Source organism: Flavobacterium sp. (assembly GCF_024642105.1).
Lineage (GTDB): Bacteria > Bacteroidota > Bacteroidia > Flavobacteriales > Flavobacteriaceae > Flavobacterium.
The window spans coordinates 1-2,026 of sequence record NZ_JAHEBT010000051.1 but is presented as its reverse complement, the minus strand read 5'-3'; the positions used below and the strand labels follow the sequence as shown (position 1 = coordinate 2,026).

The following is a 2,026-nucleotide window of genomic DNA, read 5'->3' as shown; positions in this document are numbered from 1 at the left end:
ATCGTTGCTGTATTTTTATGCTTTTTGTTCTTTTTTGGTTTTGAAGGATTGGCATCGGTCACTCCAAATTTTTCAAATACAATTGCTTATTTAGGGATGCAAGATCATTTTAAAAGTATGAACCGTGGCGTTTTAGACACCCGAGATATTCTCTATTTTACTAGTGTCATTGTGGTTTTTCTTTCTTTGACTGTTAACCAATTAAAATCGTTTCAATCCTAATGAATACCGCAACTAAAAACAGGCTGAAATCAGTAGGAATAACCATAGTAACACTATTGGTTTTGAATACTATTGGGAGTTTCTTTTTCTATCGGTTTGATTTGACCAAAGACAAAAGATACACCCTCTCTCCTACTTCATTACACATCATTGAACAGGTCAAAAATCCATTATATATTAAAGTGTATATGCAAGGAGAATTGCCTTCCGAATTCAAACGTTTGCAATTGGAAACGCGCCAAATGCTAGAAGAGTTTCAAGGTTATAATTCCAATATAGTATTTGAATTCATTGATCCTTTAGAAGATGATTCAACAAGTATGGACAATATCAAAGAATTGTACCGTAAAGGCCTCACTCCTATAAACATTTCAGTCGATGACAAAGGAAAACAGTCGCAAGCTATGGTTTTTCCTTGGGCAATTGCCGTATATGACAATAAAGAAGTCAATATTCCTTTATTGAAAAATATCATGGGAGCTTCTACTACAGATAAAGTAATTGGTTCAGTACAGCATTTGGAATATTCCATTGCCGATGCGCTGAATAAAATCACCCAAAATAAACAAAAGAAAATCGCCATTATTAAAGGAAACGGCGAATTGCACGAAGCCTACATTGCGAAGTTTTTATTGCAAACCAAAGAAAGTTATCACATTGGGCCTTTTACTTTGGATTCGGTAGCGAAACAGCCTATCAATACGCTAGAAGCATTGAAAAATTACGATTTAGCTATTATTGCTAAACCTACAGAAGCTTTTTCTGAAAGCGAAAAACAAGTATTGGATCAATACATTGTCAGTGGTGGAAAAACGATTTGGTTAATCGATCAAGTAGTCGCTGAAATGGATAGTTTATACAGCCCAACTGGTAGTGCATTGGCGTTTACAAGAGATTTGAATTTGAATGATTTTTTCTTTAAATATGGCGTTCGAATTTATCCTGACTTAGTAAAAGATGAACAAGGGAGTCCCATCAAATTAGCCACAGGCGAACAAGGAAGTGCTACTCAGTTTCAAGAATTCAATTGGAAATTTGCACCTCAAATTTACCCACAAAGCAAACACCCTATTGTTAAAAATTTAGGCGGAATCAAATTTGATTTTGCCAATGCCATTGACACTTTGAAAAACGGCATCAAGAAAACAGTTTTGCTACAGTCTTCCCAATATTCTAAACGAATTGGTACACCAACCGAAATCAATTTGAATAGCGTTAACGAAGAAACCACGCCTGCCGATTACTTGAATAAAGGAAATATTCCTTTGGCCGTTTTATTAGAAGGAAATTTCCATTCGATGTTTGAAAACCGAGTATTAGCTTTTGACCAAACTGATTTTCAAGCCAAAGGAAAACCAGGTAAAATGATTGTTATTTCGGATGGAGATGTGATTAAAAACCAATTAGATAAAAATTTACTACCCGTCGAATTGGGCTACGATCAACGCTCTGGAAATTTGTACGATAACAAAGATTTTCTGATGAATTGTGTCAATTATGTATTGGACGATACCGGACTTATTAACATTCGATCTAAAGATTTAGATTTGCCATTATTAGACAAAGAAAAGGTCTATGAAAACTATACTTATATACAATTCCTAACTATCGGACTACCAATAGTTATTTTAACAGTTTTTGGCTTTCTATTTACTTTCCTCCGAAAAAGAAAATACAGTCGATAGATGTTAATAAAAAATTTTCCATACTAAACTAGTTTACGATATATTTGTAAAAAAGTATATCCCAAAAAATATAAAATATAACAGATGAAATTTATAGTATCGAGTTCGTACTTATTAAA

The 2,026-nt window shown here is 33.7% G+C and carries 1 protein-coding gene and 1 pseudogene; both read left to right on the top strand.

The features are described 5' to 3' along the window. Positions 1 to 222: pseudogene (locus Q0L65_RS05560) on the top strand (gliding motility-associated ABC transporter permease subunit GldF); the annotation flags it as partial. Continuing rightward, on the top strand, positions 222 to 1,907 hold the full coding sequence (gldG, locus tag Q0L65_RS05555) for a gliding motility-associated ABC transporter substrate-binding protein GldG (protein ID WP_296684312.1): 1,686 nt from the start codon (positions 222 to 224) through the stop codon (positions 1,905 to 1,907). The pseudogene Q0L65_RS05560 and the gene gldG, both read left to right, overlap by 1 nt. Positions 1,908 to 2,026: the final 119 nt, after the last annotated feature.

Excerpts from the sequence above, each read along its gene's own strand:
- gldG (WP_296684312.1), top strand. The coding sequence starts at position 222 with ATGAATACCGCAACTAAAAACAGGCTGAAATCAGTAGGAATAACCATA.